General features: G+C 74.1%; 24 protein-coding genes. 6 read left to right on the plus strand and 18 right to left on the minus strand.

Features of this window, described 5'->3' with window-relative positions:
* Positions 1-38 precede the first annotated feature (38 nt).
* The 3 genes from VM95_RS06040 to VM95_RS06050 form a co-directional block, all read right to left on the minus strand.
* Complete coding sequence (locus VM95_RS06040) at positions 39-1682, minus strand: succinic semialdehyde dehydrogenase (protein ID WP_045693008.1); 1644 nt, start codon at positions 1680-1682, stop codon at positions 39-41.
* An 89-nt stretch (positions 1683-1771) separates the two neighbouring features.
* A complete protein-coding gene (locus VM95_RS44125; RefSeq protein WP_045693009.1) occupies positions 1772-3544 on the minus strand; it encodes a serine/threonine-protein kinase in 1773 nt (590 codons plus the stop codon).
* A 162-nt stretch (positions 3545-3706) separates the two neighbouring features.
* On the minus strand, positions 3707-4807 hold the full coding sequence (locus tag VM95_RS06050) for a protein kinase domain-containing protein (RefSeq protein ID WP_045693010.1): 1101 nt from the start codon (positions 4805-4807) through the stop codon (positions 3707-3709).
* Positions 4808-4865: 58 nt separating this feature from the next.
* On the opposite strand from VM95_RS06050, the gene VM95_RS44130 reads away from it, so the two are divergent.
* Positions 4866-5462, plus strand: coding sequence for an SHOCT domain-containing protein (locus VM95_RS44130; protein WP_052707173.1), 597 nt, complete (start codon positions 4866-4868; stop codon positions 5460-5462).
* Positions 5463-5481: 19 nt separating this feature from the next.
* On the opposite strand, the gene VM95_RS06060 is transcribed toward VM95_RS44130, so the two are convergent.
* Positions 5482-7464, minus strand: a complete 1983-nt coding sequence (locus tag VM95_RS06060) for a serine/threonine-protein kinase (RefSeq protein ID WP_045693011.1) — start codon at positions 7462-7464, stop codon at positions 5482-5484.
* A gap of 253 nt (positions 7465-7717) precedes the next feature.
* Between VM95_RS06060 and VM95_RS06065 the strand changes: the two genes are divergently transcribed.
* Positions 7718-8281, plus strand: a complete 564-nt coding sequence (locus tag VM95_RS06065) for a hypothetical protein (RefSeq protein WP_045693012.1) — start codon at positions 7718-7720, stop codon at positions 8279-8281.
* A 53-nt stretch (positions 8282-8334) separates the two neighbouring features.
* Here the strand turns inward: VM95_RS06065 and VM95_RS06070 are convergent, their stop codons facing one another.
* The 4 genes from VM95_RS06070 to VM95_RS06085 all read right to left on the minus strand — a co-directional run bounded on the left by VM95_RS06070 (position 8335) and on the right by VM95_RS06085 (position 13082).
* Positions 8335-9462 (minus strand): GuaB3 family IMP dehydrogenase-related protein, encoded by a 1128-nt coding sequence (locus tag VM95_RS06070; protein WP_045693013.1) that lies wholly within the window; start codon positions 9460-9462, stop codon positions 8335-8337.
* 184 nt (positions 9463-9646) lie between these two features.
* A complete protein-coding gene (gene guaB / locus VM95_RS06075) occupies positions 9647-11149 on the minus strand; it encodes an IMP dehydrogenase (RefSeq protein WP_045693014.1) in 1503 nt (500 codons plus the stop codon).
* 248 nt (positions 11150-11397) lie between these two features.
* Entirely contained in the window at positions 11398-12003 is a 606-nt protein-coding gene (shbA, locus tag VM95_RS06080) for an RNA polymerase sigma factor ShbA (RefSeq protein ID WP_045693092.1), read from the minus strand.
* A 467-nt stretch (positions 12004-12470) separates the two neighbouring features.
* Positions 12471-13082: a response regulator transcription factor gene (locus tag VM95_RS06085; protein ID WP_014136228.1), complete on the minus strand. Its 612-nt coding sequence runs from the start codon at positions 13080-13082 to the stop codon at positions 12471-12473.
* 563 nt (positions 13083-13645) lie between these two features.
* Here VM95_RS06085 and VM95_RS06090 point away from each other — a divergent pair.
* The gene (locus VM95_RS06090; protein WP_031062931.1) at positions 13646-13972 is read left to right on the plus strand and encodes a WhiB family transcriptional regulator; all 327 of its coding nucleotides are present in this window, start codon (positions 13646-13648) and stop codon (positions 13970-13972) included.
* Between the two features lie 105 nt (positions 13973-14077).
* On the opposite strand, the gene VM95_RS06095 is transcribed toward VM95_RS06090, so the two are convergent.
* The 3 genes from VM95_RS06095 to groES form a co-directional block, all read right to left on the minus strand.
* On the minus strand, positions 14078-15073 hold the full coding sequence (locus VM95_RS06095) for a LysR family transcriptional regulator (protein ID WP_045693015.1): 996 nt from the start codon (positions 15071-15073) through the stop codon (positions 14078-14080).
* 185 nt (positions 15074-15258) lie between these two features.
* On the minus strand, positions 15259-16887 hold the full coding sequence (gene groL / locus VM95_RS06100; protein ID WP_045693016.1) for a chaperonin GroEL: 1629 nt from the start codon (positions 16885-16887) through the stop codon (positions 15259-15261).
* A gap of 116 nt (positions 16888-17003) precedes the next feature.
* Positions 17004-17309 (minus strand): co-chaperone GroES, encoded by a 306-nt coding sequence (groES, locus tag VM95_RS06105; protein ID WP_014136232.1) that lies wholly within the window; start codon positions 17307-17309, stop codon positions 17004-17006.
* A gap of 251 nt (positions 17310-17560) precedes the next feature.
* On the opposite strand from groES, the gene VM95_RS41255 reads away from it, so the two are divergent.
* Both VM95_RS41255 and VM95_RS06115 read left to right on the plus strand, forming a co-directional pair.
* Positions 17561-17875 (plus strand): hypothetical protein, encoded by a 315-nt coding sequence (locus tag VM95_RS41255; protein WP_157882000.1) that lies wholly within the window; start codon positions 17561-17563, stop codon positions 17873-17875.
* Positions 17872-19065 carry a THUMP-like domain-containing protein gene (locus VM95_RS06115; protein WP_425265285.1) on the plus strand — a complete coding sequence of 398 codons (1194 nt, stop codon included), beginning with the start codon at positions 17872-17874 and terminating at the stop codon, positions 19063-19065. Before VM95_RS41255 ends, VM95_RS06115 begins: the two co-directional genes overlap by 4 nt.
* Positions 19066-19070: 5 nt before the next feature.
* On the opposite strand, the gene VM95_RS06120 is transcribed toward VM95_RS06115, so the two are convergent.
* The 5 genes from VM95_RS06120 to tsaB all read right to left on the minus strand — a co-directional run bounded on the left by VM95_RS06120 (position 19071) and on the right by tsaB (position 22550).
* Entirely contained in the window at positions 19071-19970 is a 900-nt protein-coding gene (locus VM95_RS06120) for a polysaccharide deacetylase family protein (protein WP_045693019.1), read from the minus strand.
* A gap of 79 nt (positions 19971-20049) precedes the next feature.
* Positions 20050-20310, minus strand: a complete 261-nt coding sequence (locus VM95_RS06125; protein ID WP_045693020.1) for a hypothetical protein — start codon at positions 20308-20310, stop codon at positions 20050-20052.
* The gene (gene tsaD / locus VM95_RS06130) at positions 20307-21398 is read right to left on the minus strand and encodes a tRNA (adenosine(37)-N6)-threonylcarbamoyltransferase complex transferase subunit TsaD (protein WP_045693021.1); all 1092 of its coding nucleotides are present in this window, start codon (positions 21396-21398) and stop codon (positions 20307-20309) included. Before tsaD ends, VM95_RS06125 begins: the two co-directional genes overlap by 4 nt.
* The gene (gene rimI, locus VM95_RS06135; protein ID WP_341845991.1) at positions 21391-21897 is read right to left on the minus strand and encodes a ribosomal protein S18-alanine N-acetyltransferase; all 507 of its coding nucleotides are present in this window, start codon (positions 21895-21897) and stop codon (positions 21391-21393) included. The genes tsaD and rimI overlap by 8 nt, the downstream gene beginning before the upstream one ends.
* Positions 21894-22550: a tRNA (adenosine(37)-N6)-threonylcarbamoyltransferase complex dimerization subunit type 1 TsaB gene (tsaB, locus tag VM95_RS06140; RefSeq protein WP_045693022.1), complete on the minus strand. Its 657-nt coding sequence runs from the start codon at positions 22548-22550 to the stop codon at positions 21894-21896. Before tsaB ends, rimI begins: the two co-directional genes overlap by 4 nt.
* 157 nt (positions 22551-22707) lie before the next feature.
* On the opposite strand from tsaB, the gene VM95_RS06145 reads away from it, so the two are divergent.
* Positions 22708-23277: a hypothetical protein gene (locus VM95_RS06145; protein WP_052706152.1), complete on the plus strand. Its 570-nt coding sequence runs from the start codon at positions 22708-22710 to the stop codon at positions 23275-23277.
* An 8-nt stretch (positions 23278-23285) separates the two neighbouring features.
* On the opposite strand, the gene VM95_RS06150 is transcribed toward VM95_RS06145, so the two are convergent.
* Positions 23286-23480: a hypothetical protein gene (locus VM95_RS06150; RefSeq protein WP_045693024.1), complete on the minus strand. Its 195-nt coding sequence runs from the start codon at positions 23478-23480 to the stop codon at positions 23286-23288.
* Positions 23481-23627: 147 nt separating this feature from the next.
* On the minus strand, positions 23628-24122 hold the full coding sequence (gene tsaE / locus VM95_RS06155) for a tRNA (adenosine(37)-N6)-threonylcarbamoyltransferase complex ATPase subunit type 1 TsaE (protein ID WP_045693025.1): 495 nt from the start codon (positions 24120-24122) through the stop codon (positions 23628-23630).
* Positions 24123-24265: the final 143 nt, after the last annotated feature.

Consider the following 24265-nt stretch of genomic DNA (forward strand, 5'->3'; position numbering starts at 1 on the left):
CGGGGATCGAACCTGTTGTGGGGGAAAGCAGTTCGGGGCTACTTGAAGCGCAGGGCCTTCAGCACCCGCAGCCCGCCGGTCATCACGGCGGCGAACTTCCGGTCGTCCAGGCCGAAGGCGGGCGCGATCGGCATCAGCCGCTGGGTCGCGATGGTCTGCGCCTCGGTGAAGCGCAGGATGCCCTCGGAGCCGTGCCGGCGGCCCAGCCCGGAGTCGCCCATGCCGCCCATCGGGGAGGCGACCGAGCCGTAGGTGGCCGCGTAGGCCTCGTTGACGTTGACGGTGCCGGTGCGCAGCCGGGCCGCGACCGCCCGTCCGCGCCGGTGGTCCCTGGTCCAGACGCTGGAGTTCAGGCCGTACGGCGTGGAGTTGGCGGCGGCCACCGCCTCGTCCTCGGTGTCGAAGCGGTACACCGAGACGACCGGGCCGAAGGTCTCCTCGGCGCAGACCGCCATCTCCGGGGTCACCCCGTCGAGGATGGTCGGCTCGTAGAAGTACGGGCCGAGGTCGGGCCGGGCGCGGCCGCCGGCCACCACCGTGGCGCCCGCCTTGACGGCCTCCTCGACGTGCCGGGCGGTGGTCTCCAACTGCCGGACGGAGACCAGCGATCCCATGTCGGCGCCGTACGCGAGCCCGCCGCCGAGGCGCAGCGCCCGGGTGCGGGCGGCGAAGCGCTCCAGGAACTCGTCGGCCACCGAGCGGTGCACCAGCAGCCGCTCGATCGAGATGCACAGCTGCCCGGCGGAGGAGAAGCAGGCCCGGACGGCGCCCGCGGCGGCGGCGTCGAGGTCGGCGTCGGAGAGCACCAGCATGGCGTTCTTGCCGCCGAGTTCGAGCGAGGCGCCGACCAGCCGGGCGGCGGCGCGCTGGGCCACGTCGCGGCCGGTGCGGGTGGAGCCGGTGAAGGAGACGTAGTCGGCGTGCTCCACCACGGCGGGGCCGATCACCGGCCCGTCGCCGATCACGATCTGCCACAGGTCGGCCGGCAGCCCGGCCTCGATCAGCAGCTCGCGGGCCCACAGGGCGGTCAGCGCGGTCTGCGTGTCGGGCTTGTTGACCACCGCGTTCCCGGCCACGAAGGCGGGCAGGGCGTCCCCGACGGACAGCTCCAGCGGGTAGTTCCAGGGCGAGATGTGGCCGACCACGCCCTTGGGGCGGCGGGCCTCGACCGCGTGGGTGAGCGCCGGCAGCGCGCCGCCGCGCCGCTTGTCCCGCAGGTAGCCCTGGGCGGCGCGCCCGTAGTGCCGGGCGGCCATGGCGACGGCCAGCACCTCCTCGAAGGCGTGCAGCCGGGCCTTGCCGGTCTCGGCCTGGACGAGGTCGAGCACCTCGTCCTGCCGCTTCAGCAGCAGGTCGTGGAAGCGCAGCAGGACGGCGGCGCGGTGGCGCACCGGCAGCGCGGCCCAGGCGGGCTGGGCGCGGCGGGCCAGCTGGAACGCGACCTCGACGTCCGCGGGGGTGGACTGCGGCAGGGCGGCCAGCCGCTCGCCGGTCAGCGGGGCGACGGTCTCCACCAGGCTGGGCTCGCCGGTGGCGGTGACGCCCGCCGCGAGCCGGCCGACCAGGGACGGCGGGACGGCCGAGGAGACCGTCCGACCGCCGCCGGGGGCGGCCGGGTTGCCGCCGGCCGGGCCGGCGTCGGGGTGGTCGAGGGCCGCTGCGCCTGCTGTGAGGTCCGACATACGGCGCAGCCTAGGCGCTCGGCGGCCGGTCCGGTACCCATGGGTAACAAGAATCTGCCGGTGTCGGACGAACGCGGCGAACCCCGCCGTCAGCGGGTCGGGGTGAAGGCGTTGAGCACCGTTCGGAACCGCTGCTCGGCCTCGGTCCACTCGGTGCCCCGGTCCGGGCTGGAGGAGTAGATCGCGTACCCGGTGCCGTCCTCGTCGATGAACTCGGCCTCGATCGCGCGCCGCCGGCCGCCCTCCTTGGCGAGGTAGCTGAACTCCCAGACGGCCGCCTCGTGGCTGTTCACCGCGGCGCCGGTCAGCTGGTGCTGCTTGTAGTCCTTCAGCGACTTGGAGACGCTGCCCTCCATCTGCCGCATGTGGTCCAGCGGCTTGACCGACTGGCCCACGGTGACGGCGAACTGCAGGTAGTGCGTCTTGTTGTCGGGCGTGTAGAAGATCTGGTTGGCGTCCCCGGAGATCACCCGCTGCCAGGCCGGGGTGCCGTTGGGCAGGGGGAAGCGGAAACCGGCCGGGTCGTCCACCCAGTGGTAGCCGGCGGGCGCGGCCGGGCCGGGGCCGGGCGGGTTGGTCGGGTCCGGGTCGGCCGGGGTGCTGGTGGTCGTGGGGTCGGCGGTCGACGGGCCGACCATGTGCCGGGTGGCGAAGAAGGTCGCCCCGGCGGCCAGCACGCCCACGGCCAGCCCGATCGCGGCGAGCTTCAGCAGGTTGCGGCGCCGGGCCGGACCGCGCGCGGGCGTGACGGAGTGCGCGACCGGGCGCGCACCGGGATCCGCGACCGGCGCGTTGGCGTGCGCGACCGGCGCGACGGCCGTGGTGGGCGCGTGCGACTGGGCGAGTGCGCCCCCGGCGGTGTCCACCGCGACGGCCGACTGGCGCGGCTCGGTCGGGCCCTCCGACCCTTCCGGGGCGTCCCCGGCCGGCGGCGCCTCCTCCGGGTGGTCGCTGCGGTCCACCACCGGGACGGACTGGGTGGGCGTGCGCGTCGAGGGCACGGACTTCAGGCCCATCGTGTGCCCGGACCGCACCTCGGCCAGCATCCGGGCCGCCTCGTCCGCGGTCGGCCGGTCGGCCGGGTCCTTGGCCATCAGCGCGGCCAGCACCGGCCCGAGCGGCCCGGCCCGGCGGGACTCCGGCAGCGGCTCGTCGACCACCGCGGCCAGCGTGGTGATCGGCGAGTCCCGGCGGAACGGCGACCGGCCCTCGACGGCCGCCCACAGCGTCGCGCCGAGGCCCCACAGGTCGGAGGCCGGCCCGGGCCGCTCGCCCTGGGCGCGCTCCGGCGCCAGGTAGTCCGGCGAGCCGACCAGGTCCCCCGGCCGGGTCAGCTCGGTCGAGCCCTCGTACTTGGCGATGCCGAAGTCCAGCAGCACCACCCGCCCGGTGCCGCGCTCCAGCAGCACGTTGGCCGGCTTGACGTCCCGGTGCAGCACGCCCAGCTGGTGGCCGCGGTGCAGCGCCGCCAGCACCTGGCTGCCGACCTCGGCGGCGGCGCGCGGCTGCAGGGTGCCGTCCTGGCTGATCACGTCGGCGAGCGAGCGGCCGTCGACCAGCTCCATCACGATCCACGGCCGGCCGTCCTGCTCCAGCACGTCGTGCACGGTGATCACGCCGGGGTGCTTGATCCGCGCGGCCGCACTGGCCTCGCGCTTCATCCGGGCGTGCAGGATCTGCAGGTCCTCCTCGGGGAGGTGGTTGACGGTCAGCTCCTTGACCGCGACCTCGCGGTCCAGCATGCGGTCCCAGGCCCGCCAGACCGTACCCATCCCACCGCGGCCGAGCCGCTCGCCCAGCTCGTACCGCCCGGCCAGCAGCCGCTCCACCTCGGCCGCCTCCGGCCGGTCCTGCCCGCCCATCGGCGACCGCTCCCCCGCTCATCCGCCTGCCGTCACCGCGACGGAGGAGGGCCTGTCCAGACCACTGTTCGAACTGATTCCACGCACAGATTAGGCGCACCCCGCCGGGCCCGGTAATCACGTCCACGGGCCGGGTCGCCCGCACGGCGCGCAGCCGGGCCGTCAGCCTGCGAACAGCACCACGGCGGCCAGCGCCAGCGCCAGCAGCACGAACACGCCCCCCACCAGCAGCGGACCGAGCAGGGCCGGGGGTATCCGGGGCGGCCTCGCCCGGTCGTCCGCCGTCCGCTCCGTCCCCGCGGCCCGGGCCGGACGCCGGCGCGGCCGCTGCGGCACCAGCGGCGCCGCCGGCTTCAGGGCCACCTCCCGCGCCACCGCCTCGCGCGCCGCCCGCTCCTCGTCGACCGGCTCCGGCGCGCCCGCCAGCAGCGCCGCCAGCTCCCGCCGGACGTCCTCGGCGCTCGGCCGCAGCGACGGGTCGGGCTGCAGCAGCCGCTCGGCCAGCGGCGCCAACGGCCCGCACACCACGCTGGGTTCGCGCCGCCCGTCCCGGACGGCCGTCACCAGCTCCGGCACACCGCCCTCCGGGAACGGCGAGCGGCCGGTGACCATCCGCTGCAGCAGCGCGCCGAGCGCCCAGCAGTCCCCCGCCGGGCCGCCGTCCAGCGGCCAGCGCTCGGCGACCGGGCCGACCAGGGTGGCCCGGACGTCGTACCGTCTGCGCCCGCCCGGCCCGCCGAGGTCCTCGGCCAGCGCCTCCTCGGCGACCCCGGAAAGCAGCCCGCCGAGCATCGCCGCGCCGTCCTCGCAGACCAGCACCGACTCGGCCGTGACGTTCCCGTGCGCGAGCCCGGCGCCGTGCAGCGCGCGCAGCGCGCCGGCCAGGTCCGCCGCCAACTCGGCCGCCCGGTACGGCGGCACCGGCCCCGCGGCGAGCAGTTCGGCCAGCGAGCAGCCGGCCGGCCGCTCCTCGACCGTCCACAGCAACTCGCCCTCGGCGAAGGCCCCGACACCGCGCAGCAGCCGGGGGTGCCAGGTCGGCGCCGCGGCACCGGCCGCCGCCACCCGGCGCACCAGCCGGTCCGCCTGCGCGGGCAGCGGGTCGTCCAGGCCCTGACCGGCGGTCAGCAGCGCGGGCAGCTCCAGCGCGCGGAGCAGCACCGATTCGCCGTTCTGCTCGTCCACCGCCCGGGCGCGCAAGGGTTCGGGACGGTCCGTCAGCCGGTACCGCCCTGCCAGCAACTGCCCGGGGCCGCCTCGCATGCCAGTTCCTCTCGCTCACCGAGCAGCCTACTGAGCGGCTCCTTATACGCTCGATCCCATGGACTGGACCGAACTGATCGACACCGCCTTCAAGGTGGCGGGCAACAGCAACCAAGCCAACCAGGCCGCGGCCCTGCGCACGGTCGAGGCCACCGTGCTCGCGGGCGAGTCGCCCGTCGCCTCCACCGCCGGGCGCCACCCCGACCACTTCCGCCGGGGCGCACTGGTGCTGACCACCCATCGGCTGCTCTTCCTGAAGGACGGGAAGCCGCCGGTCCCGGTTCCGCTCGCCGCCGTCACCGACGCCTCCGTGGTCCGGACCAAGTTCAACGGCGAGGTGCTGACGGTCGTCGCGCTGACCGGTGCGCACCGCTTCGAGGACGTGATCAAGGGCGAGGTCTTCGCCGAGCAGATCCGGGAGGCCGCCCGGCGCGCCCGCACCGCCCCGCCCGCCGACGCCGCACCGGCCCACGACACCGCACCGGCCGTCGCCGCCGCGCCGCCCGTCGCCCTGCCGCCCGCCGACGCCGCCCCGGCCGAGCTCGACGCGGGCGAGCGGCTCCTCGGCCAGCTGGAGCGGTTGGCCGCCCTGCACGCCTCCGGGGCGCTCACCGACGAGGAGTTCGGCCGGGCCAAGCAGCGCCTGCTCGGCTGAGCCCCGCGCCCGGCCGGCGCTACGGCGCCGGCTGGAAGCTGCCGAACACGACGTCCCGGGCCTGGGCCTGCGCGGCCCACTGCGCGTCCGGGACGATCCAGTAGATCGAGTAGCCGTACTTGGCCGGGCTGCCGGTCACGAAGCCGCGGTTGAGCGAGTGGGTCTTGGGGGTGCCGTTGGTCCACTCCCAGTCCGCCGCGTTGCTCCACTGCCGGTAGCTGATCGCCGCCAGGTTCAGCCGCTGGTAGTTGGTCACCTGCCCGCGCACGTTGGGCTCGGAGTCCTGCCAGTCGGCGAGGGCGCTCGCGCCGGGCGAGGTGGTCCACTCGATCCGCAGCTGGCTGCCGTCCGCGGCGTTCTTGAAGATCCGCCGGTTGCCGTCCGAGCCGGCCGGCTGCAGCCAGTCCGGCAGGGTGACGGAGAAGCCGCTCGGGTCCTTGTACTCGTGGAACCCGGCGGGCACCGGAGCGCCCGGCGCGGCCTGCGTCGTGCTCGGGGCGGGCGCCGGGGGCTGCGCCGCGGGCGTGGTGGCGGCGGGCGGGGGCGGCGCGGCGGCCGAGCTCGCGCCGGTGGCCGGCGGCTCGGTGGGCGCCGGCGTGGCGGGGGCGGGCTCGGTGGGCGCGGACGCGCTCTGGCTCGGGGTCGCCTCGGTGCTCGCCACGACGGGCGCGGCGGAGCCGGCGCCGTGCGCGGTCCCGCCGGTCGCGCCGTCGTCCCCGCCGACCGCCCGGACCACCGCGACCACCCCGGCGATCAGCAGCAGCACCAGCACCACGGTGACCACGGCCAGCCGCCGCCGACCCTTGCGCGGGTCGGCGCCGGCCGCCTGCGTGGCGCCCCTGGTCCACTCGCTGGTCACCGGCCGGATCGGCTCGGGCTCCGGCGCGGAGGCGGCCCCGGCCGCGGCGGCAGCGGCCGGCTCGGCCGCCGGCTCCACGGCGGCCGCCGGCTCCACGGCGGCCGCCGGCTCCTCGTCCCGCGCCCGGCTGCCGACCCGGACGGTCCCGAGCAGCCCGCCGACGGTCCGTCGACGCGCCGGCTCGGCCCGCGCCGGCTCGGCCTGCACCGGATCGGCCTGCGCCTGCTCGGTCTCCGCCGGCTCGCCCTTCGCCTCCTCGGCGGCGGGCTTCAGCGGCACCGCGTGCTCGGTGGTCGACTCCGCCTTCGCGGTGGCCTCGGCGACCACCCGCTTCAGCATCGACCGGGTCTGCGAGGCGTCCAGCCGCTTCGCCGGGTCCTTCTCCAGCAGCCCCTCGATCACCGGCAGCAGCGGCCCGGCGTTCGCCGGCACGGTCAGGTCCTCGGTCATCACCGCGGTCAGCGTGGCCAGCGCCGAGCCCCGGTCGTACGGCGGCCGGCCCTCCACCATCGCGTACAGCGTGCCGCCGAGCGACCACAGGTCGGCGGGCGGGCCGGGCTTCTGCCCGCGCGCCCGCTCCGGGGATATGTACGAGGGCGCGCCGACCAGCATGCCGGTGGAGGTGACGGAGGCGTCGCCCTCCACGCTGGCGATGCCGAAGTCGGTCAGCACCACCCGGCCGTCCTCGCCGATCAGCACGTTGGACGGCTTCACGTCACGGTGCAGGATGCCCAGCGCGTGCGCGGACATCAGCACGCCCAGCACGTCCAGCGCGATCTCGGCCGCCCGGGCGGGCTCCAACGGCCCGTCCTCGCGGACGACGTCGGCCAGCGAGCGGGACTCGACCAGCTCCATGACGATCCACGGCCGGTCGTCCTCCTCGACCACGTCGAAGACGGTCACCGCCGAGTTGTGCCGGATCCGCGCGGTCGCCTTGGCCTCGCGCAGCGTCCGGACGATCAGCCGGTGCTTCTCCTCCTCCTCGACGCTGGCGTTCATCCGCAGTTCCTTGACCGCGACGGTCCGGTCCAGCATCTCGTCCTCGGCGCGCCAGACGGTGCCCATGCCGCCGCGCCCGAGCACCGCGGTCAGCCGGTAGCGGCCGGCCAGCAGGCGGCCGGTGGAGCCCTGCGCCTCGGTCATTCGGAACGTTCCCCCATGTGCTGCCGGCGGTCGTGGTGACGGCGCGTCGGCCCTGCCGGGCCCGGACGGCCAAGCCTCCATCATCCCCTGTCCCGCGGGCCCACGACCACCCACCCCCTGCCCCGAGCCCGGACGAACCGGAACGCTCGCGGCGCTCCGTGCCCGATCTGTGATCGAAAACTCGCCGAGATCCGTCCGAAACGCTGCTACCGTTCGGCAGCTTCATCGTCTTTCCGGGGGGGACTCGACGCCCATGACCGCACCCGCACCGGACGCTGACGGCCAGTCGGTCCGCCCGCCCACCGCGCAGCACTACACGGTCGCACCGCTCCCGGCCGCGCCCGAGGGGTACGTCGCCCCCGGCATGCCCGGCGCTCCGGTCACGGGGTACGAGCCCGTCGCCCCCGCCCACCGGGCGGCCCCGCGCCGCCGCACCGCCCCGGCGATCGCCCTCGCCCTGCTCGCCGCGCTGCTCGGCGCCCTGGCGTACGGCTGCGCGCCGCTGCGGGCGGCCGACAGCCTCGGCTGGCTGGCCATCGCCCAGGCCGGCCTGATCGCGCTCCCGCTCGGCCGGCTCGGCGGCCCGAGCCGCCTGCTCCCGCCCCTCGGCGCCCTGCTGGCGGCGGCCGCCCTGTTACTCGGCCAGCTCACCCAGCACCTGCGCCAGGTCCGCGCCGACGGCCCCGGGCCGGACGGCCTGCCGCACGACGCGCTGGCCGGCTGGCGCGCCGACCTCCGGCCGCTCGACCTCGCCTTCTACGCCATCGCGCTGATCGGCGGCTACCTGCTCACCCGCCGCGCCGCCACCCGCACCTAGGCCCTCGCCCGCCCCCGGTCTCCGGGGGCCGGCGAGGGCCTTCGTCAGCGGACTCAGCGGTGGTTGAGCGCCGGGTTGACCGTCACCTCGACCCGCTGGAACTCCTTGAGCTCCGTGTAGCCGGTGGTGGCCATCGCCCGCCGCAGCGCGCCGAACAGGTTCATCGTGCCGTCCGGGGTGTGCGAGGGACCGGTCAGGATCTCCTCGGTGGTGCCGACGGTGCCGAGGTTGACCCGCTTGCCGCGCGGCAGCTCCTCGTGGACGGCCTCCATGCCCCAGTGGAAGCCCTTGCCGGGCGCGTCGGTGGCCCGGGCCAGCGCGGCACCGATCATCACCGCGTCGGCGCCGCAGGCGACGGCCTTCGGGATGTCGCCGCTGTAGCCGACGCCGCCGTCCGCGATCACGTGCACGTAGCGGCCGCCGGACTCGTCCATGTAGTCGCGACGGGCGGCGGCCACGTCGGCGACGGCGGTGGCCATCGGCACCTGGATGCCCAGCACGTTCCGGGTGGTGTGGGCGGCGCCGCCGCCGAAGCCGACCAGCACACCGGCCGCGCCGGTCCGCATCAGGTGCAGCGCGGCGGTGTAGGTGGCGCAGCCGCCGACGATCACCGGGACGTCGAGCTCGTAGATGAACTGCTTGAGGTTCAGCGGCTCGGCGGCGCTGGAGACGTGCTCGGCCGAGACGGTGGTGCCGCGGATGACGAAGACGTCGACGCCCGCGTCCACGACGGCCTTGGAGAACTCGGCGGTGCGCTGCGGCGAGAGCGCGGCGGCGGTGACCACGCCGGAGTCGCGGACCTCCTGGATGCGCTGCTTGATCAGCTCGGCGCGGATCGGCGCGGCGTAGACCTCCTGCAGGCGGCGGGTCGCGGCGGCCTCGTCGGTGATCGAGGCGATCTCGTCGAGCAGCGGCTGCGGGTCCTCGTAGCGGGTCCAGAGGCCTTCGAGGTTCAGCACGCCGAGGCCGCCGAGCCGGCCGATGGCGATGGCCTGCTGCGGCGAGACCACGCTGTCCATCGGGGCCGCCAGGAAGGGCAGCTCGAAGCGGTAGGCGTCGATCTGCCAGGCGATCGAGACCTCCTTCGGGTCCCGGGTGCGACGGCTGGGGACGACGGCGATGTCGTCGAAGGAGTACGCCCGGCGGCCGCGCTTGCCTCGCCCGATCTCGATCTCAGTCACTTCGAGCCCTTCTGGTTTGTTGCTCATGCCCGCCGGGTCACCCCGGCCGCCCTCCAGTATCCCGTACCGCGGCTCGCGCGCTCGCCTCCGAGCCGAAGGCCGCGGGAGGGGCCGCCGCCCGGACGGCCCGGCCCCCGGACACGCGGAAGGGCCCGCCGGAGCGGGCCCTTCCCGGGTCAGCGCGTCAGCGGGCCGAGTAGTTCGGCGCCTCGACGGTCATCTGGATGTCGTGCGGGTGGCTCTCCTTGAGGCCCGCCGCAGTGATCCGGACGAAGCGGCCCTTGCTCTCCATCTCGGCGATGGTGGCGGCGCCCACGTAGCCCATGGTCTGGCGCAGGCCGCCGACCAGCTGGTGCAGCACGGCCGACAGCGGGCCGCGGTACTGCACCTGGCCCTCGATGCCCTCGGGGACGAGCTTGTCGTCCGAGGCCACCTCGGCCTGGAAGTAGCGGTCCTTGGAGTACGAGCGGCCCTGGCCGCGCGACTGCATGGCACCCAGCGAGCCCATGCCGCGGTAGGACTTGAACTGCTTGCCGTTGATGAACAGCAGCTCGCCCGGGGACTCCTCGCAGCCGGCCAGCAGCGAGCCGAGCATCACGGTGTCGGCACCGGCGGCCAGCGCCTTGCCGATGTCGCCCGAGTACTGCAGGCCGCCGTCGCCGATGACCGGCACGCCGGCCGCCTGGCAGGCCTGGGCGGCCTCGTAGATGGCGGTGATCTGCGGGACGCCGATGCCGGCGACCACGCGGGTGGTGCAGATGGAGCCGGGGCCGACACCGACCTTGACGCCGTCCACGCCGGCGTCGATCAGCGCCTGGGCGCCGTCCCGGGTGGCGACGTTGCCGCCGACCACGTCGACCTTGACGGCCGACTTGATCTTCTCGATCCAGGCCAGCGCGTTGTGGCTGTGGCCGTGCGAGGTGTCGACGACCAGGAAGTCCACGCCCGCCTCGACCAGGGCCTGGGCCCGGTCGAAGGCCTCGGCGCTGGCGCCCACCGCGGCACCGACCAGCAGCCGGCCCTCGGCGTCCTTGGCGGCGTTCGGGTACTGCTCGGCCTTGACGAAGTCCTTGACGGTGATGAGGCCCTTGATCCGGCCCTCGTCGTCGACCAGCGGCAGCTTCTCGATCTTGTGGCGGCGCAGCAGCGCCATCGCGTCCTCGCCGGAGATGCCGACCTTGCCGGTGATCAGCGGCATCGGGGTCATGATCTCGCGGACCTGGCGGCTGCGGTCCGACTCGAAGGCCATGTCGCGGTTGGTGACGATGCCGAGCAGCTTGCCGGCCGCGTCCGCGATCGGCACGCCGGAGATGCGGAACTTGGCGCACAGCGCGTCCGCCTCGGCCAGCGTGGTGTCCGGGCCGACCGTGATCGGGTCGGTGACCATGCCGGACTCGGAGCGCTTCACCAGGTCGACCTGGTTGGCCTGGTCCTCGACCGACAGGTTGCGGTGCAGGACGCCGACGCCGCCCTGGCGGGCCATCGCGATGGCCATCCGCGCCTCGGTGACCTTGTCCATCGCCGCGGACAGCAGCGGGATGTTGACGCGGACGTTGCGCGAGACCCGGGAGGAGGTGTCCACCTGGTTCGGCAGCACCGCGGAAGCCCCGGGCAGCAGCAGGACGTCGTCGAACGTGAGCCCGAGCATCGCGAACTTCTCGGGTACGCCTGCGGCGTTGTAAGACATTTCGGGGGTACCTTCCGTGGCCGGCTTGATCCGCTCGCGCCCTGAGGGTGGGGGCGCATACATCGCTCACTCGTCCGGACCGCCGAAAGCCGGGTGGCTATGGAGGAACCTCCAAAGGAACCCCGCGTTCACCCGCGAAACTTTGGCGACCCGCCCAGGCGCCGATACCCCATGGTACTGGCACCGCGAATGTGTCCTCGTGTGCCCTTGACAACAACCACCCCCCGTGGGCCATTCCGGCCCCGGGTTCAGGACGACTCCTCCGCGAGCGCCCGCAGCCGGCTGAGCGCCCGGTGCTGCGCGACGCGGACGGCGCCCGGCGACATCCCCAGCACCTCGCCGGTCTCCTCCGCCGACAGCCCGGCGGCCACCCGCAGCAGCACCAGCTCGCGCTGGCGGGCCGGCAGGTTGGAGAGCAGTTCCTTGGCCCAGGCCGCGTCGCTGCTCAGCAGCGCCTGCTCCTCCGGGCCGAGCGCCTCGTCCGGCACCTCCGGCAGGTCGTCCTGCGGCACCACGGTCGAGCCGGGCCCGCGCATCGCGGCCCGCTGCAGATCGGCGATCTTGTGCGCGGCGATCCCGTAGACGAAGGCCTCGAACGGCCGTCCCTGGTCCTTGTACCGGGGCAGCGCGCACAGCACCGCGACGCAGACCTCCTGCGCGACGTCGTCCACGTGGTGCCGGGCGCCGCCGGGCAGTCGGGCCAGCTTGGCCCGGCAGTACCGCAGCGCGAGCGGGTGGACGTAGGCGAGCAGCGCTTCGATGGCCGGCCCCTCGCCCCGGACGGCGTCCCCGACCAGCTCGCCGACCAGCGGCGAACCGCCCGTGCCGAGCACCGGCGGACGGCTGGGCCTCATCGGCCCGCCGGGTTCGCCGGCGGCGCCGGAGTCGGTGTACGACGGATCGAGACCCGGCGCGGAGGGCTCGGCCTCCACCGGGTCCGCCTGGCCGGCCGCACCGGCGACGTCGTCACGCATCGGTCCATGGTGCCTGGTCGACCGGGAAAACGCGGCACCGCGTCCGGAGTTGTGCACCGGAACGTTATGCGCTGCGACACCGTACGGCGTGCCGCCGGGCACCACCGGCCCCTCCTGCACCGTGCCGCCTCCCGCCCCGCCGTGGTCGGCGGTCCCGTCCGTCGCGCCGTCCGCCGAGTGTGCCGAGTGTCCTGCGGCTGCGTGGTTCGCCGCAGTGCCTGTCCGCTGGTCCCCGAGGTGCTCCACTCCTCCATGGTGCAACCTCGGGGCCGCGACGTCACACGCCCGTGCGGTGTCCGCCTCCGGATTCGACGGCGGCGCGCCGCAGCCGACGGCGCCGCCGGCGGTCAGCGGACCAGGCCCCAGCGGAAGCCCAGCGCCACCGCGTGCGCACGGTCGGAGGCCCCGAGCTTCTTGAACAGCCGTCGGGCGTGGGTCTTGACGGTGTCCTCGGAGAGGAACAGCTCACGGCCGATCTCGGCGTTGCTGCGGCCGTGGCTCATGCCTTCGAGCACCTGGATCTCACGCGCCGTCAGGGTCGGCGCCGCGCCCATGTCCGGGCTGCGCAGCCGGCGCGGGGCGAGCCGCCAGGTCGGGTCGGCGAGGGCCTGGGTGACGGTGGCCCGCAGCTCGGCGCGCGAGGCGTCCTTGTGCAGGTACCCGCGGGCGCCGGCGGCCACCGCGAGCGCGACACCGTCGAGGTCCTCGGCGACGGTGAGCATGATGATCCGCGCGCCCGGGTCGGCGGACAGCAGCCGCCGGACCGTCTCCACCCCGCCGAGGCCGGGCATCCGGACGTCCATCAGGACGAGATCGGAGCGGTCGGCCACCCAGCGGCGCAGGACCTCCTCCCCGTTCGTCGCGGTGGTGACCCGGTCCACACCGGGTACGGTCGCGACCGCGCGGCGAAGCGCCTCGCGGGCGAGCGGGGAATCGTCGCAAACGAGAACGGAAGTCATGACCGTCGTCCTCCGCAGCTGATCCGCGTCACGTTGAGCCTCCTGGCTGGTACGAACCTCTCCGACACGGCCGATCGGCGACAGACTCCGTGCTGATCGCCCCAACTCGTCCGCGATCGTTCCCGACGTCCGGCGCCCGCTAACCGCCTCCGCACTTCCAACGACCGTCACTCGAATGAGTTACGGCCTTCAGGGCCATCTCCACCACTGTACGTGGCCAACCCGTTACCGATCAGCCGCATCGCGGTGCACACGCCGCACTTTTCCGCAGCTCGCGCGCGGTGGGCGCGCGACCCGCACACCGGTGCGGAGCGTCGCGCGCCCGCCGGACACCCGATTGCCACGTCCGCGCCCGCCCAAATCCCTTGCCCCCTTTGCCCGTTTTTATAGCTTTCGTATGGTCATTGACTGTTGTGCCAGTCTGTGGGTGACTTGTCCATGGAGTTGCCTTAAGTCATATTTCCAGGTGTCCACACCGGTGCATCGACGCCCCGCCGCAACGCCCGGCAGCAGCCCGCCGAGCGTCCGGCCCACGGCAGACGAGCCTCTGAAGGGAATGAGCCATGGCAGATTTCTCCCGCCTCCCGGGCCCCAACGCGGACCTCTGGGACTGGCAGCTCTCCGCGGCCTGCCGTGGCGTGGACAGCTCGCTCTTCTTCCACCCCGAGGGCGAACGCGGCGCGGCACGCAGCTCGCGCGAGACCAGTGCCAAGGAGGTGTGCATGCGCTGCCCGGTGATCGCCGAGTGCGCGGCGCACGCGCTGGCGGTCCGGGAGCCGTACGGCGTCTGGGGCGGGATGACCGAGGACGAGCGCGAGGAGATGCTGGGCCGCTCGCGGCACCGGCTGGTGGAGGTCCCGCTGACCCCGCCGGCGATCGCGCAGCGTTAGCCCCGGCCACCACGACGCGCCGTGGAGAAACGTTTCTTCGCGGCGCCCCCGACCCGGCACCCCCGATCCGGCGGACCGGGCCTCGCGGACCGGGCCCACCGGCCGTCAGCGGTCGGCAGCCGCCCCCGCCAGCCGCTCCAGCATCAGCGCCACCGCCGGCACCTCGGCGAGGTCCGGCAGGGTGAGCGCCACCACCTGACGCACCGCCGGCGCCCCGGCGGCCGTCCGCACCGGCACCGTCGACACGCCGTCAGGGCGCACCGACTGCAGCGCCAGCCGGGGCAGCACCGCCACCCCCAGCCCGGCCGCCACCAGGCCGACCACCGCCGGGTAGTCGTCGGTCGCGAAGTCGATCCGGGGCTCGAAGCCCGCCGCCGCGCACAGCTCCACCAGGTGGCCCCGGCACTGGGGGCAGCCGGCGATCCACTGCTCCCCCGCCAGCTGAGCCAGCTCCACCGGCCCGCCGCGCCCGGCCAGCGGGTGCGCGGCGGGCAGCAGACCCACCAGCGGGTCGTCCAGCAGCGGGGTGGCCACCAGGTCGGACCAGTCGGCGCCGGCGCTCAGCTGCTGCGCCTCCAGGTTGGCCTCGGCGCGCGCCTCGCGCGCCGTCCCGTGCGCGGGCGCCGCCGGCGCACCGCCGTCCGACTGCGGGTAGCGGAAGGCCAGCGCGATCTCGCACTCGCCGCCGCGCAGCATCGCCAGCGACTCCGGCGGCTCCGCCTCGACCAGCGACACGCGCACCCCCGGATGGCCGTCCCGCAGCCGGGCGACGGCCGGCGGCACCAGGGTGGAGCTGGCGGTCGGGAAGGACACCAGCCGCACCCGCCCGGCCCGCAGCCCGGCGATCGCGGCCACCTCCTCCTCGGCGGCGGACAGCCCGGCCAGGATCCCGGTGGCGTGCTTGAGCAGGACCTTCCCGGCCTCGCTGAGCTGCATGCCCCGGCCCGAGCGGACCACCAGCGGGGTGTCCACGGACTTCTCCAGGGCCTTCATCTGCTGGCTGATGGCGGGCTGCGTACAGCCCAGCTCGCGGGCGGCCGCGGAGAAGGAGCCGGTGCGGGCGACGGCACGCAGGACGCGCAGATGGCGGGCCTCGATCATGCCTCAGTTATAAGGCAATCTTTGCCAGGAGCAAAATTCTTCTGATAGTTGAGTCTTCAAGCGGATCGTACCGGAGCCGCCGCTCGGAGGGCGGCTGCCGCCGCCGACGCCGGAGGCCCGGCCCGCCGCCCCGAGGGGCGCGGACCGGGCCTCCGGTCAGCCGTTCAGGCCGTCAGGCGCGGGCCTCAGTGGGAGTGGCCGTGACCGCCGTGCGAGTGACCGGCGTCGGCCTCCTCCTCCTTCTTCTCCACCACGAGGGTCTCGGTGGTGAGCAGCAGGGAGGCGATCGAGGCGGCGTTCTCCAGGGCGGAGCGGGTGACCTTGACCGGGTCGATGACGCCGGCCTTCACCAGGTCGCCGTACTCGCCGGTGGCCGCGTTGTAGCCCTGGCCGATCTCCAGGTCGGCGACCTTGGAGGTGATGACGTAGCCCTCCAGGCCGGCGTTCTGGGCGATCCAGCGCAGCGGCTCGTGCAGCGCCTTGCGGACCACGGCGACACCGGTGGCCTCGTCGCCCGACAGGCCCAGGCCGTCGTTCAGCACCTTGGCGGCGTGGACCAGGGAGGCGCCACCACCGGCGACGATGCCCTCCTCGACCGCGGCGCGGGTCGCCGAGATGGCGTCCTCCAGGCGGTGCTTGCGCTCCTTCAGCTCCACCTCGGTGGCGGCGCCGACCTTGATGACGCAGACGCCGCCGGCCAGCTTGGCCAGGCGCTCCTGCAGCTTCTCGCGGTCCCAGTCGGAGTCGGTGGCGGCGATCTCACCCTTGATCTGGGCGACGCGGCCGGCCACGGCCTCGGTGTCACCGGCGCCGTCGACGATGGTGGTCTCGTCCTTGGTGATGGTCACGCGGCGGGCGGTGCCCAGCACGTCCAGACCGGCCTGGTCGAGCTTGAGGCCGACCTCCTCGGAGATGACCGTGCCGCCGGTCAGGACGGCCAGGTCGCCGAGGATCGCCTTGCGGCGGTCGCCGAAGCCCGGGGCCTTGACGGCGACGGCGTTGAAGGTGCCGCGGATCTTGTTCACGACCAGGGTCGACAGCGCCTCGCCGTCGACGTCCTCGGCGATGATCAGCAGCGGCTTCGAGGCACCGCTCTGCAGGATCTTCTCCAGCAGCGGCAGCAGCTCCTGGATGGAGGAGATCTTGCCCTGGTTGATCAGGATGTACGGGTCCTCCAGGACCGCTTCCTGGCGCTCCGCGTCGGTGACGAAGTACGGCGACAGGTAGCCCTTGTCGAACTGCATGCCCTCGGTGAAGTCCAGCTCCACGCCGAAGGTGTTCGACTCCTCGACGGTGATGACACCGTCCTTGCCGACCTTGTCGATCGCCTCGGCGATCAGCTCGCCGACCTGGGCGTCCTGGGCGGAGAGGGACGCGACGGCGGCGACGTCGTCCTTGCCCTCGATCTCGCGGGCCACGGACAGCAGGTGCTCGGAGACGGCGGCGACGGCCTTGTCGATGCCCTTCTTCAGGGCGGCCGGGCCGGCGCCGGCGGCGACGTTGCGCAGACCCTCGTTGACCAGGGCCTGGGCCAGCACGGTGGCGGTGGTGGTGCCGTCGCCCGCGACGTCGTTGGTCTTGGTGGCGACCTCCTTGACGAGCTGCGCGCCAAGGTTCTCGTACGGGTCGTCCAGCTCGACCTCACGGGCGATGGTGACACCGTCGTTGGTGATGGTCGGGGCGCCGAACTTCTTGTCGATGACGACGTTGCGGCCCTTGGGGCCGATGGTCACCTTGACGGTGTCGGCCAGCTTGTTGACACCGCGCTCCAGCGAGCGGCGGGCGTCCTCGTCGAACTGCAGGATCTTCGCCATGTTCCCTATTCCCTCGGGGCTGCGGCCGGCCCACCGGCCGCCGAACTACGTGAACCAACAACCACGCCCCGGGCCCCTGTCACTTGGGACACGGATCCGGGGCGGGTCGGAACGACTTACTTCTCGATGATCGCGAGAACGTCGCGGGCCGAGAGGACCAGGTACTCCTCGCCCTGGTACTTCACCTCGGTGCCGCCGTACTTCGAGTACAGGACGATGTCACCCACGGCGACGTCGAGCGGCAGACGCTGGCCGTCCTCGAAGCGGCCCGGGCCGACAGCCAGGACGACGCCCTCCTGGGGCTTCTCCTTGGCGGTGTCCGGGATAACCAGGCCGGAGGCCGTGGTGGTCTCGGCGTCGAGCGGCTGGACCACGATGCGGTCCTCGAGCGGCTTGATGGCAACCTTGCTGCTGGTGGTCACGTCCGAGCTCCCCTTCGGAGATTACGGGGTTTTCTAACGGGTAGGGGCGAAACCTGCGGGCCTGCCGTCGCGGGGGTCAGACACGCGCCTTCGCGTTAGCACTCCCCCAGTGGGGAGTGCCAAGGACGACCATAGGCCGGTGTTAGCACTCAGTCAACCAGAGTGCCAACGACGCGCCCCCCGAGCCCGGCGCGACGGGTTGAGTAGCCGTACTCATGTGCGACAGCGGCCCGGCGGCCGACACTCGGGCCATGCCCCAGAAGCCCACGCGCGTCGACCCGGCGCTGTCGGACGACCTGGTTCCGGCCCTGCTGCTCCTGCCCCTGCTGGCGGTCCTCCCGCTCGTCGCCCTCTCGCTCACGATCGCGCTCGTCATGAACGTGCCCGGCCACGCCCAGGAACTGGTCCTGACGGTCGCCCTGTTCGTCGACACGGCGCTCGTCCTCGGGGTGCCCGGCGCGGTGGCCTTCCGCACCTGGCGCAAGGGCTACCGGGTCCTCCCGGTCGTCGCCGGGCTGGCGCCGTTCGTCCTGCCCCTCTGGTTCGTCCTGAGCCGTCACCACTGACCGGCGAGAATGGCCCCGTGGACACCGAGAACCTCCAGCCGCTGCTGACCCCCCAGGGCCAGGCCCTGCTCGCCGAGCTGCGCGAGTTCGCGCCCGAGGAGGAGCTGGCGCTGGCCACCCGGCTGCGGCGGGAGCACCCGGCGGAGCTGGTCTCGGCGGCGTTCGGGCAGGCCCGGCTGCGGCAGCGGGCGCGGGCGAAGTTCGGCGCGGACGCCGACCTGATGTACTTCACGCCCAACGGCGTCGAGCAGTCCACCCGGCGCAGCGTGGCCGAGTGGCGGGCCCGGCGGTTCGCCGAGCTGGGCGTCCGGCGCCTCGCGGACCTGTGCTGCGGCATCGGCGGGGACGTACTGGCGCTGGCCCGGGCCGGCATCGAGGTGCTGGCCGTCGACAAGGACCCGGCGGCCTGCGCCGCGACCGCCGCGAACGCCGCCGCGCTGGGCCTGGCCGAGCTGGTCGAAGTGCGCTGCGCGGACGTCGCCGACGTGGACGTCACCGGCTACGACGCGGTGTTCACCGACCCGGCCCGGCGCACCGCGCGCGGCCGGGTGTTCGATCCGGAGGCGTACGCCCCGCCGCTCTCCTGGGCGATCGAAGCCGGCCGGCGGACCCCGATCGGCGCGCTGAAGGTGGCCCCGGGCATCCCGCACGAGGCCGTACCGGCGGACGCCGAGGCCGAGTGGGTCTCCGACCACGGGGACGTCAAGGAGGCCGTGCTCTGGTTCGGCACCGGGGCCGCCCGCCCGCACCGCGCCACCCTGCTGCCGCAGGGCGCCAGCCTCGCCGGCGGCGACCTGCCCGACCCGCCGGCCGGCCCGGTCGGGCGGTACCTGTACGAGCCGGACGGCGCGGTGATCCGGGCCCACCTGGTGGCCGAGGTCGCCGAGCAGGTGCGCGGGCGCCTGATCGACCCGAAGATCGCCTACCTGACCTCGGACGACCTGGTCGCCACCCCGTACGCGCACGCCTTCGAGCTCACCGACGTCATGCCGTTCCACATCAAGAAGCTGAAGGCGCTGCTGCGCGAGCGCGGGGTCGGCACGGTGGTGATCAAGAAGCGCGGGATGGCGATCACCCCGGAGGAGCTGCGGCGCCAGCTCAAGCCCTCCGGGCCGAACACCGTCACGGTGGTCCTCAGCCGCACCGACCACGGGCCGCTGATGATGCTGGGTCAGCCGGTCCGGGCTTGAGGGGCCTAGCCGGCGGGCGCCTGGACGTAGTCCTCCAGCCGGGCCACCGAGAAGCCCTGCTCCTGGATCCGGGCCAGCAGGTCGCCGAACATCTCGGTCATGGTGGCGCCCTTGAGCTCCTTGGGGCCGCGGAAGTGCGCCAGGATGATGTCGCCGGGCTTCAGCTTCTTGTCCGCCGCCTGGTACTGCATGTCGTGGATCTGCATCGACTCGCGCCACAGCACGATCGCGCGCGGGCCGCACTCCTGCACCGAGGTGTTGAGCATCGCGGTGTTGGCGCCGTCGCCGAACGGCGGCCGGAACAGCAGCGGGGCGGTGCCGTACTGCTGGGTGAGCGCGGACTGGTCGTCGCAGATCTCGGACTTCTGCTTGTCGGCCGAGAGCTTGCTCATCACCGGGTGGGTGACGGTGTGGTTCTGGATGTGGTTGCCGAGCGCCTGGAGCGGCTTGAAGTAGCCGTAGTCGTTCTTGACGATGTCCTTGGTCAGGAACATCGAGATCGGCACCTTGAGGTCGGTCAGCATCTCGACGAACTTCGGGTCCTTCTCGGCGCCGTCGTCGATGGTGATGAAGACGACCTTGTCGCTCGTCTTCACGTCGCTGAACACCGGGACGGTGCCGGTCTTCGCCAGCTTGATCGGCTTGTCCGCGGGCGGCGCCGGGGCCGGGGCGAGCGGCGTCAGCTTCCACTTCGCCCAGGCCGCGGCATCGGCACCGGCCGGGGCCGCGCCGGGCGCGGTGGCCGCGGCGGCGGCGCCCGCGGGCTGGGGCGCGGCCGACGCGGCCGTGGTCGCGGCCGGCTTGGCGCCGCCGTCCCCGTTGTCGCCGCACGCGGTGGCGAAGGCCAGCAGGGCCAGCGCCCCCGCCGCGTACGTCCTGGTCCTGCTCAGCCCGTCCCTGTTCACCGCAGCGCGCTCCCGGCTTCCGTCCAGCTCTTTCCCAGCTAGCACGGTAGCGGCCGCGGCGGCGGTTCCCGGAACGCCGTTACTCGACGTGCTCGCTGGTGAAGGACCAGCGGTGCACCGGGCGGCCGAGCAGGTCGGCCGGCGGCTCGGCGACGGGCACCGGCTCGCCGGTCCACCAGGTGATCAGCAGGACCCGCTCACCGGTGGCGGAGAGCAGCTCCAGGCGCTCCAGCCCGGCCGCGCCGCGCACCGCGGGCAGCGCGAACTCCCGCACCCAGGCGGCGAGTTCGGGCCCGCGCCCGGCCGCCGCCCGGGCCTCCCACATCGCGGCGACGGTCACGCGGCGCCGCCGCCGAGGGCGTCGTAGGCCTGGTCGTGGAAGTGGGTGTGCGGCACGTGCACCTCGGTGACGGGCAGCGAGGAGTCCGCCGACAGGTCGAAGGCGGACGGCGCGCGGTCGCGCCACACCATCTCGGCGCCCAGCGCCGCCACCATCGCGCCGTTGTCGGTGCACAGGCCCGGCCGGGGCACCCGCAGCCGGATGCCGGCCCGGTCGCAGCGCTGCTGGGCCATCTCGCGCAGCCGGGAGTTGGCCGCCACGCCGCCGCCGATCATCAGGTGGTCGACGCCGTTGTCCTTGCACGCCTTGACGGCCTTGCGGGTGAGCACGTCGGTGACCGCCTCCTGGAAGGAGGCCGCGACGTCGGCGATCGGCACCTCCTCGCCGGCCCGGCGCTTGGCCTCCACCCAGCGGGCGACGGCGGTCTTCAGGCCGGAGAAGGAGAAGTCGTACTCGGGGTCGTTCTTGCCGGTCAGGCCGCGCGGGAAGTGGATCGCCTTGCGGTCGCCCTCGCGGGCCGTCCGGTCGACGACCGGGCCGCCGGGGAAGCCCAGGCCGAGCACCCGGGCGACCTTGTCGAAGGCCTCGCCGGCGGCGTCGTCGATGGTCGCGCCGAGCGGGCGGACGTCGCTGGTGATGTCCTCGCTGAGCAGCAGCGAGGAGTGCCCGCCGGAGACCAGCAGGGCCATCGTCGGCGAGGGCAGCCGGCCGTGCTCCAGCTGGTCGACGCAGATGTGCGAGGCGAGGTGGTTGACCCCGTACAGCGGCTTGTCCAGCGCCCAGGCGTACGCCTTCGCCGCGCTGACGCCGACCAGCAGCGCGCCGGCCAGGCCGGGCCCGGCGGTGACGGCGATGCCGTCCAGGTCGCTCGCCTTGATCCCGGCGGTGTCCAGGGCGCGCTGGATGGTCGGGACCATCGCCTCCAGGTGGGCGCGGCTGGCGATCTCCGGGACGACGCCGCCGAAGCGGGCGTGGTCGTTGACGCTGGAGGCGACCGCGTCGGCCAGCAGCGTGGTGCCGCGCACGATGCCGACGCCGGTCTCGTCGCAGGAGGTCTCGATGCCGAGGACGAGCGGTTCGTCAGCCATGGTGGGTGTCCTCAATGTCCTTCGGTTCGGTGCTCGGGTGGTCGAGGCGCATCACCAGCGCGTCGACGTTGGCGGGCTGGTAGTAGCCGCGCCGGATGCCCACCGGCTGGAAGCCGTAGCGCTCGTACAGCCGCTGGGCGCGCGGGTTGTCCACCCGGACCTCCAGCAGCAGCTCGGCGCAGCCGCGGTGGGCGGCCTCCCGGATCAGGTCGGTGAGCAGGGCCGCGCCGAGGCCGGCGCCCTGGTGGGCCCCGTCGACGGCGATGGTCTGGACGTCGCCCTCGCCGGAGATCGCCATCAGGCCCGCGTAGCCGACGATGGTGCCGTCCTCGGTGGTGGCGACGGTGTAGTGGCGGGAGCCGCCGGGGTGGGTCTCGGCGAGCTCGGACCAGTACATCCCGTGGGACCAGGCGTCCTCGGGGAAGAGCTTCAGCTCCAGCTCCATCACCGGCTCGATGTCCCACCAGCGCATCGGGCGCAGGGTGGTGCGGTGCCTCACGCCGGGAGCACCGCCTTGTAGCCGGCCGGCACCTGGGCGTCCGGACGGCGCAGGTACAGCGGGACGTTCGGCAGCAGCTCGCGCCCGGCGGCCAGTTCGGCGGCGGCGAAGCCGGCCAGCGCGCCGGCCGAGACGTGCTCGGGGCCGTGCGCGCCCGGGAAGGCGTCGGGGTAGAGCAGCGCGCCGGCGCCGACCGAGCGGGCCGCGGGCGTCAGCTCGGCCGGGCGGTCCACGCCGGGGCCCTCGGTGCGGCGGCCCTCGGCGTCGTAGGAGGCCCAGTAGACCTCCTTGCGGCGCGCGTCGGTCGCCACCGTGAACGGCTGCCCGGCCAGGCCCTCGGCGCGGGCCTGGAAGGCGATCGCGTCCAGGGTGCAGACGCCGTGCACCGGCAGGTCCAGCGCGTGGCCGAGCGCGGCGGCGGTCACCAGGCCGACCCGCAGGCCGGTGTACGGGCCGGGACCGACGCCCACCGCGATGCCGGTCAGTCCGTGTTTGTCCACGCCGGCGGCCCGCAGCACCTGGTCGATGGCGGGCAGCAGCAGTTCGCCGTGCCGTCTGGCGTCGACCTGGTGGGTCTCGGCGAGGACGGCCGTGCCGTCGTGGACGGCGGCGGTGACGGCGGGGGTGGCGGTGTCGAACGCGAGCAGCAGCACGGGGTCAAGGTTAGACCGACGTTGGTCCGACCGGCCGATCGAGCTGGTGTACCCATCCGGAACACACGTGCCGGGCGCTGCGAACCGGCCGGACGGACCTGGCACGATAAGGGGCGTTACGTACAGAGGACGGCGGCGGGAGCGGCACGTGGCGAAGATGGGTCCGGGAGTGGTGGTCACCGGGCTGACCCTGGGGGCCCTGGCGGCGGTCAGCCTGCTGGCCTTCCAGGCCAACGGCGCGCAGGACCGGGCCGGCGGCGCCAAGCCCGTCGCCAGCACCTCCTCCTCCACCGGCGGGCCGACCTCGGCGGCGCCGAGCGCGTCGGCCACCCCGACCGCCCCGGCGCTGCCGGCCTCCTCGGGCAGCGGCACCCGGGTCGTCTACTCGGTGAGCGGCCACTACGTCTGGCTGATCGACCCGAAGAAGAACCCGCAGGTCACGGCCGCCTTCCCGGTCACGCCCGGCTCCGTCGAGCCGAACCCGGGCAGCTACTCGGTGTACAGCCGGACCCCGAGCGGCACCGGGACGGACCAGAAGCAGATCGAGCACGTGGTGCGCTTCGCGCAGCAGAGCGGCGTGGTGTTCGGTTTCAGCGCGACCGTGGACGGCTCCACCGCGAGCGCCGATCCGAAGAGCAAGACCGGCGGCATCCGCAGCAGCCGTCCGAACGGCCAGCTGCTCTGGGACTTCGCGCCGAACGGCACCAAGGTGGTCGTGGTCGCCTGAGAGCGGCCTCAGGCAGCCCGGGGCGTCCTCGCCTCGGGCTCCTCGGCGTGCCGGGGCTCGGGCTCGGGCGGGGTGGACACCGCCTCGGCGGCCGCGCAGGCGGCCAACAGGGCCCGCATCGGCTCGCCCGGAGCGCGGCGGGCGGGCTCTCCGGCCCCGGCGGGGCGCACGGCCCGCTCGGGGGCGGGGGTGGGGCTCGACATGGCGCCTCCCTAGTTAGGCAGACCTAACCGCAGCACCCATCCCACCACGCCCGGCACCCCGCCCGCAACACCTTGCCGACAGCCTGTCGGCAAAACGGCGTACGCGCCGGCGCGAGCGCCCCCGGCGGGCGACGCACGGCGCACGGCTCAGGCGAGCGCCCCCAGCTGGACGTCGTCCCAGCGCCGGCCGATCCCGGTCAGCACCACCCGGCGCGGATCGTGGTCCTCCCCGGCGTCGTCACCGATCGCCCGCTCGATCCGCACCTCCAGCCGGTCCTCGGAGAGCCGCTCGACCTTGCCCTCGCCCCACTCGACCACGACCACCGACTCCGGCAGCGAGACGTCCAGGTCGAGGTCCTCCATCTCGTCCAGGTCCCCGCCGAGCCGGTACGCGTCCACGTGCACCAGCGCCGGGCCGCCGACCAGCGAGGGGTGCACCCGGGCGATCACGAAGGTCGGCGAGGTCACCGCGCCGCGCACCCCCAGCCCCTCCCCCAGGCCGCGGGTCAGCGTCGTCTTCCCGGCCCCCAGCTCGCCGGAGAGCAGCACCAGGTCCCCCGGGCGCAGCAGCGCGGCGAGCTCACGGCCGAGCCGGCCCATCCGCTCCGGGGTGGCGACGGTGAGAGTGGCGTGCGAGCCCATGCGCGTGTCTTGCCCTTCGGTCCGTACCGGCGCCCGCCCACCGAACGCCACCGCTACCGTGCCACATCCCCGCCCGAACGTGCTCCGGGCGTCGTTTCGCCCGGTTGTGATCGACTTTGCCGGATGCGCGACGCAGACGAACG

The organism is Streptomyces rubellomurinus (genome assembly GCF_000961885.1).
GTDB lineage: Bacteria > Actinomycetota > Actinomycetes > Streptomycetales > Streptomycetaceae > Kitasatospora > Kitasatospora rubellomurina.